Below are 8,204 nucleotides of genomic sequence, written 5' to 3'. Positions count from 1 at the left end.
GGTCACGGTGTTCAGCGAGCCGAAGGACGACGACTACCGCGAGCACTGTGCCCGCCCCTTCGGCAAGCCCATCGCTCTTCCGGAACCCTTCGCCTCGTCCCAGCACAGTGAGGTACACCCGACATGCACAGACACCACAGAGCCGCCGCCCTGACCACCGCCGTCGCCGTCGGCGCCCTGCTCGCCGCAGGCTGCTCCAGCGGCTCCGGCGGGAAGAAGTCCGAGGACGGCGGCACCGACGCCGCCGCGGGCAAGGCCACCACCCCGAGGATGACCGTCGCCCTGGTCACCCACGCGGCGCCGGGCGACACGTTCTGGGACCTGATCCGCAAGGGCGCCCAGGCCGCCGCGGCGAAGGACAACATCAAGCTCGTCTACTCCAGCGACCCCACCGCCGGGAACCAGGCCAACCTCGTGCAGAACGCCATCGACCAGAAGGTCGACGGCATCGCCCTCACCGCCGCCAAGCCCGACGCCATGAAGGGCGTCGTGGCAAAGGCCAAGGCGGCCGGCATTCCCGTCGTCGGCTTCAACTCCGGCCTGGACAACTGGAAGGAGCTCGGCATGCTCGAGTACTTCGGCCAGGACGAGAACATCGCGGGGCAGGCGTTCGGTGAGCGGCTCAACCAGCTGGGGGCCAAGCACGCCGTCTGTGTCATCCAGGAACAGGGCCAGGTCGCGCTGGAGGCCCGCTGCGCCGGGCTGAAGAAGGGCTTCGAGGGCACGACGGAGAACCTGTACGTCAACGGCACGGACATGCCCTCGGTGAAGTCGACGCTGACCGCCAAGCTCCAGAAGGACTCCTCCATCGACCAGGTGGTCACGCTCGGTGCCCCGATCGCCCTGACCGCCGTGCAGTCGTTGAAGGACGCGGGCAGCAAGGCGAAGGTCGCCACGTTCGACCTCAACAAGGAGCTCGTCGGCGCCGTCCAGGGCGGCAGCATCGAGTTCGCCGTCGACCAGCAGCCCTATCTCCAGGGCTATCTGGCCGTGGACGCGCTGTGGCTGTACAGGACCAACGGCAATGTCAGCGGCGGCGGCACCGCGCCCGTACTGACGGGACCGGCGTTCGTCACGAAGGACAACGTCGACAGCGTCGCCGAGTTCGCCGAGAAGGGCACGCGCTGACGGAACCGGGCGGCGGGAGGCAACCGTGTCAGGCCGGACCCGGCTCCTTCGGGACCGGCCCGCTCGTCCCCCGCACCACGAGCTTGGGGTCCAGCACCGCCTCCCGCGGCTCCAATTCCCTTTTCTCCAGCCGCTCGACGGCGAAACGGACCGCGTGCTCGGCCATCAGGGCGGCGTCCTGGCGGACGGTGGTCAGGCCGATCGGCATCAGGTGGGAGAGGTGACTGTCGTCGTAGCCGACGACGGAGAGGTCGCGCGGGACGTCCACTCCCGCCCGGGTCAGGGCCATCAGCAGACCCATCGCGCAGCGGTCGTTGCCGGCGAGGACCGCCGTCGGCAGCGGCCGGCCGCCGTCCCGTTCGGCCAGCAGCAGGCGGCCGGTCTCGATACCGGACTCCTCGGTGTGGTGACCGGGGATCACCCTCGCCTCGGCCTCCAGCCCATGGCGGCGCATCGCGGCCCGGTAGGCACGCCGGCGCTCCGCCGAGCCGGGACCGCGTCCGCCGTCGATGTGCACGATATGGCGGTGCCCCAGCTCCACCAGGTGGTCCATGGCCTGACGGACACCCTTGCCCTCGGCCGTGTGCACGAAGTCGACTCGGGCCTGGGGCACCCGCCGGCTGACCGACACGGCGACCGTGCGCTGCCCGAGTTCGTCCAAGTAGGCGGAGTCGGCGTCCGGGCCGAGCAGGATCACCGCCTCGCAGCGGTGGCTGAGCAGCGCCTCGATCGCCTTGGCCTCGCTGCGGCCCCGGGTCGCCCCGGAGAGCAGCACGTCGTAGCCGAGCCGTTCGGCCTCGGGATAGATGCCGGTGATGAGGTCCGTGTGGAACGTCTGCTGCACGGTGAACATGACGCCGAGCGTGCGGCTGCGGCCGCGGGCCAGCAGGCGGGCCGCGCTGTCGGGGCGGTAGCCGATCTCGTCGGCCACGCGCAGGACCCGTTCCCGGGTCTCCTGGCCGGCTCCGGCCTGGTTGCGGAAGACGATCGAGACGAGCGCGCGGGAGACGCCCGCCTTCTCGGCGACGTCCGCCATCGTGGGCCGCTGCCTGCCCGATGCATCCACCTGTGAACCCACCCTCCGACGCCGCACACCATACGGGGTGCCCCGGACCGGACCTCGCACCAGGATCCTGCGATCTCCCGGCGACCAGCTATTGACATGACATTTGGACAGGGGTCATCGTACTCAAACTAGAGCGCGCTAGTAGCGCGCGACAGTCAGTGGAAACCGCAGTGTGAAGGACACCTCCATGGCAACGGCGCCACCCTCTCTCCGTACCACCGTCGGCAATCTGTGCCTCGGGTCCGCCCCCGACTCATGGGGCGTCTGGTTCCCCGAGGACGAGCACCAGGTGTCGTACACCCGCTTCCTCGACGAGCTGGTCCGGGCCGGCTACGCGTGGCTGGAGCTCGGCCCGTACGGCTATCTGCCCACCGACCCGCAGCGTCTGAAGGCCGAGCTGGACGCACGGGGACTCAAGGTCTCCGGCGGTACGGCGTTCGGCGCGCTGCACCGGCCCGAGGCATGGGCCGAGATGCTCGCCCATGTCCGGCAGGTCGCAGCCCTGACCGCCGCCGCGGGGGCGCACCACCTGGTCCTCATCCCGCCCATGTTCCGGGACGAGAAGACGGGCGCGTTCACCGAGTCGCCGGAGCTCACCGCCGAGCAGTGGGCCGGGTTCGGCCGGGCCGCGGACCGGCTGGGCAGGTTGCTGCTCGACGAGTACGACGTGCGGCTGGTGATCCATCCGCACGCCGACAGCCACGTCCAGACGCAGGCGGAGATCGAGCGGCTGCTGAACGAGTCCGACAGCCGCTCCACCAACCTCTGCCTGGACACCGGGCATGTGGCGTACGGCGGCGGGGACAACCTCGATCTGATCCGCCGCTTCGGTGAGCGGGTCGGCTACGTCCACATCAAGCAGATGGACCCGGAGATCCTCGCCCAGGTCGCCGCCGAGGACCTGTCGTTCGGTGAGGCCGTGCAGCGCGGGGTGTGCGTGTCGCCACCCGCCGGGGTACCGAAGCCGGCCGATGTGGTCGCCGAACTGGCCCGGCTGGACGCCGAGTTGTTCGTGATCGTCGAGCAGGACCTGTACCCGTGCGCCCCCGAGGTGCCGCTGCCCATCGCGGTCGGCACCCGTGAGCACCTGGCCGGCTGCGGCCTGTCGGGGACCCGGCGCCCGAACCACGACAGGTAAGGAGCGGCCATGGGCGTCAGGGACGACGCGACACCAGCCCCCACCCCCACCTCGGTCGGGGCGGACGAAGCCCCTTGGCTGCTGGGCCGGGTGCCGCGCCGCCCGATGCTGATGGCCGGTCAGATCGGAACGACACTCGCCCTGTTGCTGATCGGCGTCTTCTCGCTGGTCCTGCCCTCCGGGGACCCGCGGGCGTTCGCGGTGCTCGCGATGACGGTCACCTTCCTCGCGTTCCAGCAGGGCGCGATCTCTCCGGTGACCTGGCTGATGCTGTCGGAGATCTTCCCGATGCGGATGCGCGGCTTCGGCATGGGGGTGGCGGCCGTGGTGCTGTGGCTGACCAACTTCGTGATCGGGCTGGTCTTCCCGTCCCTGGTCTCCGGGATCGGGATCTCCCACACCTTCTTCCTGTTCGTGGCGGCGGGCGTGCTGTCCCTCACCTTCGTGAAGCGGTACGTCCCCGAGACCAAGGGCCGCACGCTCGAGACCCTCGAGGCCGAGCTGCGGGCTCGCTTGTCCTGACCATCCTCCGAGGAGTTTCACCATGACCGTACGAGTAGGCGTCATCGGCGCCGGAATGATCGGCCAGGACCACATCCGGCGGCTCACCGAGGTCGTCACCGGTGCCGCTGTCACGGCCGTGGCCGATGTGGACGCCGAGCGCGCCGCCGGGGTGGCGGCCCGGGCCGGTGCCACCGCGCTGCCCACCGGCGCGGACCTGGTCGCCTCCCCCGACGTGGATGCCATCCTCGTCACCTCCTGGGGACCCACGCACGCCGAGCACGTCCTCGGCGCGATCGCCGCCGGCAAGCCGGTGTTCTGCGAGAAGCCGCTGGCCACGACCGCCGAGGACTGTCTGCGGATCGTCGAGGCCGAGCGGGCGCACGGCCGCCGGCTGGTGCAGGTCGGCTTCATGCGCCGCTTCGACGCCGGCTACCGGCAGATGAAGGAGGTCCTGTCCACCGGTTCGCTCGGGACTCCGCTGATCGTGCACTGCGCGCACCGCAACCCGACCGTGCCGGAGTCGTACCACTCGGCCATGGCCGCCCAGGACACGGCCGTGCACGAGATCGACGTGCTGCGCTGGCTGCTCGACGACGAGATCGCCTCCGCCCAGGTGGTCACCCCGCGCGCCACGAGCAGGCGGTTCGCACACCTGAAGGACCCTCAGGTCATGATCTTCGAGACGGTTTCGGGCGTCCGGATCGACCTGGAGGTCTTCGTCAACTGCCAGTACGGCTACGACATCCAGTGCGAGGTGGTCGGCGAGGACGGCCTGGTCCGGCTGCCCGACCCGGCGGCCGTCGGGATCCGCACCGCGGCCCGGCACGGCACGGGTGTGCTGCAGGACTGGAAGGAGCGGTTCGCGGAGGCCTTCGACACCGAGTTCCGCGAGTGGGTCGCCTCCGTGGCGGACGGCACGGATCCCACCGGCCCGTCCTCCTGGGACGGTTACGCCGCCACCGTCATCACCGATGCCGCCGTCCGGTCCCTGGAGACCGGCGGCGGGAGAGTCACCACCGACATGAAACCCCGGCCCGCGTTCTACGGAGGCACCGCGTGAAGATCGCCCTCGACCCGTACATGTTCCGTGCTCTGCCCATCGACGAGATGGTGCGCACGGTCGCCGAACTCGGCTACGAGTACATCGAGTTGTCGCCGCGTGCGGAGTTCATGCCGTTCTTCCTGCACCCGCGTGCGGACGACGCGCGGGTGGCGGAGCTGAAGAACGCGCTGCACGCGCACGGTGTTCGGCTGTCCTCCGTACTGCCGCTGTACAAGTGGTCCTCGCCGGACGAGACCGAGCGGCAGGCCGCCGTCCGCAACTGGAAGCGAATGATCGAGATCACCGCCGACCTCGGCTGCCCGCTGATGAACTCGGAGTTCAACGGGCGCCCCGAGCGCGCCGCCGAGAGCGAGGCGGCCTTCTGGCGCTCGCTGGAGGAGCTGCTGCCGGTGTTCGAGCGCGAAGGCATGGCTCTGAACCTGGAGGCCCACCCGGACGACTTCTGCGAGGAGAACGCCCCGGCCGTGGATCTCGTCCGCGCGATCAACAAGCCGTGGGTGAACTACCTGTACTGCGCACCGCACACCTTCCACCTCTCGGGCGCCTCGGAGGTCGGCGCGGACATCGCGAAGATGATGCGCTACGCCGGTGACAAGCTCCAGCACGTGCACATCGCGGACTCCTTCAACCACAAGGGGTCCAGCGGCCTGCGCTACATCCTCAACCCGCCGGGCACCCCGGCCCGGATCCACCAGCACCTCGACATCGGCCAGGGCGAGGTCGACTGGGACGTCTTCTTCGGCACCCTGCGCGAACTGGGCTTCGACGGGGTCGCCACGGCCTGTGTCTTCGCCTGGGAGGAGCGGGCCCGGGAGTCGTCGGCGTTCATGCTGGACCGCATCCGCAAGGAACTGGCCGCCTAGAAGACGCCGCCCGGGCCGGAGCGTCGGGAGCTCGTGAGGATCACGAGCTCCTGCGTGGCCCGGGTCATCGCCACGTAGTGGTCGACGGCGCCCTCGACGCCGTCGGCACCCTCACCGAAGTTCTCCGCGTCGACGAGCACCACCAGGTCGAACTCCAGCCCCTTGGACAGCTCCGGGGTGAGCGACCGGACGCGGGACGAGGCCGGCCGGAACCCGGGATCGCCGATCACACAGGCGATCCCCTCGGAGTGTCCGGCCAGCCAGGTGTCCAGGACCGACGTCAGCTCCGCGGCGGATCCGTGGCCGACGGGGACGCCGCTGCTGCGGATCGACATCGGCACGTTGGCGTCCGGCAGCGCGGCCCGGATGACCGGCTCGGCCTCCGCCATGATCTCGGCGGGCGTCCGGTAGTTGATGCTCAGGGCGGCCATCTCGACCCGGTCCAGACCGATCCGCTCCAGCCGTTCCCGCCACGACTCCGTGAACCCGTGCCGGGCCTGGGCACGGTCCCCGACGATGGTGAAGCTCCGGGGCGGGCAGCGCAGCAGCAACATCTGCCATTCCGCGTCGGTCAGTTCCTGCGCCTCGTCCACGACGATGTGCACGAACGGCCCGGCGAGCCGGTCCGGGTCGGCGGTGGGCAGGGCGCTCTCGTCGACCAGGGAGTTGCGCATGTCCTGCCCGTGCAGCATGACCAGCACGCCTTCGCCGTCGTCGTGGGCGTGGGCCTCCAGCAGGTCGTCGATGACGTCGGCCATGCGGTCCTGCTGCGCGGCCACGGCGGCCTCCTGCCGCCGTTTGCGCCGTGAGGCCTCCGGATCGCCGACCCGCTGGCGCGCCGCGTCCAGCAGCGGCAAATCGGAGACGGTCCAGGCCTGCGGCTCCGCACGCTGCAGGGTGCGCACCTCCTCGCGGCCGAGCCACGGCGCGCACATCCGCAGGTAGGCGGACACGGACCACAGGTCCCCGACGAGGTCGGTCGCCTCGAGCAGCGGCCAGGCGCGGTTGAAGACCGTGAGCAGCTCCCGGTCCCGTGCCAGCGCCTTGCGGAGCAGGTCCTCCGGGGCGTCGCCCTCGTGCTTGTCGACGCAGATCGTGAGGAGTTCCTCCCAGACCTGGTCGCGTGCCTCGTTGTGCGGTGCGCCGGGTTCCGCCGCCTGGAACGCCGCGGCCCAGTCGCGGGCGCCGAGGCGGATGGCGGACCAGTGGGTCGTGACCGTCATCGCCTCGGTGGGCGGCTCCTCGTAGAACCGGACGGCTTCCTCGATGGCCCGCACCATGTCCGTGGACGACTTCAGGCGGGCCGCCTCCGGGGCGGTCTCGGCCTCGGCGGTGGCGCCTTCGTCGACGAGGTCGCGCAGGATGCAGGTCTGCACGCCCTCCTCGCCGAGACTGGGCAGGACGTCGGAGACATAGGACAGATACGGCCGGTGCGGGCCGACGAAGAGCACCCCGCCCCGGCGGTGCTGACCGAGGCGCGGATCGGAGTAGAGGAGGTAGGCGGAGCGGTGCAGGGCGACGACGGTCTTGCCGGTGCCCGCGCCGCCGTCCACGACGAGGGCGCCGCGGGACCCGGCGCGGATGATGGCGTCCTGGTCGGCCTGGATGGTGCCGAGTACGTCCCGCATTCGGGGTGAGCGGTTGGTGCCGAGGCCGGCGACGAAGGCGGACTGGTCGTCGAGCGCGGCGTGTCCGTCGAAGCCATCGGCGGTGAACACCTCGTCCCAGTAGTCGCCGACCCGTCCGTCGGCCCAGCGGTACCTGCGCCGGCTGGTCAGACCCATCGGGCTGGCGTGGGTGGCTCCGAAGAACGGCTCCGCGGCCGGGGAACGCCAGTCGACCAGCAGCCGGCGCCCCTCGCGGTCCGTGAGACCGAGCCGTCCCACGTAGACGGGCTCGGAGCCGTCCGCGGCGATCATGTGCCCGAGGCACAGGTCCGGTCCGAAGCGGCGCAGGGCGCGCAGGCGGGTGGTCAGCCGGTGGATCTCGGCGTCCCGGTCCATGGCCTGCCGGCCCTTGCCGCCGGGTGCCCTGCGCTCGGCCTCCAGACGGTCGGACAGTTCGGCGATCGACAGCTCCAGGCAGTCGGCGATGGCGGCGAAGTGCCGTTCGTCCGCGGCGATCGACGCCGGGGCGGCCATGTGCGCGAGGTGGTCGGGAAGATCGAACGCGCTCGTGGTCGCAGGGGTCACGTCATTCTCCCGTTTCCGCAGGTCCTGGGCCTAAGCCGGACATTTTGCGGGAGCCGGGGGGCCTTGCCGCAAGGCCCCCCGTGGGCTATAGCTTGAGACAGGCGAGGAGCACACTCCTTGCCTTTTCTGTTGCCCGCCCCTTGTTGCCGGCGCGCCGCTTGTGTGTGGCACGCTCGTCGTCCCGACAGCGTGGAGAGGCGGCGGCATGCGCATAGGACTGCTCGGCACCGGACCCTGGGCGCAGCTGGCC

Annotated in this window: 6 protein-coding genes and 1 pseudogene; 5 read left to right on the top strand and 2 right to left on the bottom strand. The window is 70.7% G+C overall.

The annotated features are described in order from the left end of the window. Window positions 1–123 precede the first annotated feature (123 nt). Window positions 124–1,128 carry a sugar ABC transporter substrate-binding protein gene (locus ABZ281_RS27190; RefSeq protein ID WP_356659575.1) on the top strand — a complete coding sequence of 335 codons (1,005 nt, stop codon included), beginning with the start codon at window positions 124–126 and terminating at the stop codon, window positions 1,126–1,128. 28 nt (window positions 1,129–1,156) lie between these two features. On the opposite strand, the gene ABZ281_RS27185 is transcribed toward ABZ281_RS27190, so the two are convergent. After that, window positions 1,157–2,164, bottom strand: coding sequence for a LacI family DNA-binding transcriptional regulator (locus ABZ281_RS27185; protein WP_356659573.1), 1,008 nt, complete (start codon window positions 2,162–2,164; stop codon window positions 1,157–1,159). A gap of 217 nt (window positions 2,165–2,381) precedes the next feature. Between ABZ281_RS27185 and ABZ281_RS27180 the strand changes: the two genes are divergently transcribed. The 4 genes and pseudogenes from ABZ281_RS27180 to ABZ281_RS27165 all read left to right on the top strand — a co-directional run bounded on the left by ABZ281_RS27180 (window position 2,382) and on the right by ABZ281_RS27165 (window position 5,762). Continuing rightward, window positions 2,382–3,332, top strand: coding sequence for a TIM barrel protein (locus ABZ281_RS27180; RefSeq protein WP_356659571.1), 951 nt, complete (start codon window positions 2,382–2,384; stop codon window positions 3,330–3,332). A 75-nt stretch (window positions 3,333–3,407) separates the two neighbouring features. Further along, window positions 3,408–3,854, top strand: a pseudogene (locus ABZ281_RS27175) (MFS transporter); the annotation flags it as partial. A gap of 22 nt (window positions 3,855–3,876) precedes the next feature. Next, window positions 3,877–4,896: a Gfo/Idh/MocA family oxidoreductase gene (locus tag ABZ281_RS27170; protein ID WP_356659569.1), complete on the top strand. Its 1,020-nt coding sequence runs from the start codon at window positions 3,877–3,879 to the stop codon at window positions 4,894–4,896. Continuing rightward, window positions 4,893–5,762: a sugar phosphate isomerase/epimerase gene (locus tag ABZ281_RS27165; RefSeq protein WP_356659567.1), complete on the top strand. Its 870-nt coding sequence runs from the start codon at window positions 4,893–4,895 to the stop codon at window positions 5,760–5,762. The genes ABZ281_RS27170 and ABZ281_RS27165 overlap by 4 nt, the downstream gene beginning before the upstream one ends. Here ABZ281_RS27165 and helR read toward each other — a convergent pair. Beyond that, window positions 5,759–7,954, bottom strand: a complete 2,196-nt coding sequence (gene helR, locus ABZ281_RS27160) for an RNA polymerase recycling motor ATPase HelR (RefSeq protein ID WP_356659565.1) — start codon at window positions 7,952–7,954, stop codon at window positions 5,759–5,761. The two genes, ABZ281_RS27165 and helR, sit on opposite strands and share 4 nt — an antisense overlap. Between the last annotated feature and the right edge of the window lie 250 nt (window positions 7,955–8,204).

This window comes from Streptomyces sp. NPDC006265 (genome assembly GCF_040613555.1).
Classification (GTDB): domain Bacteria; phylum Actinomycetota; class Actinomycetes; order Streptomycetales; family Streptomycetaceae; genus Streptomyces.
This window is presented reverse-complemented; position numbering and strand designations above follow the sequence as displayed.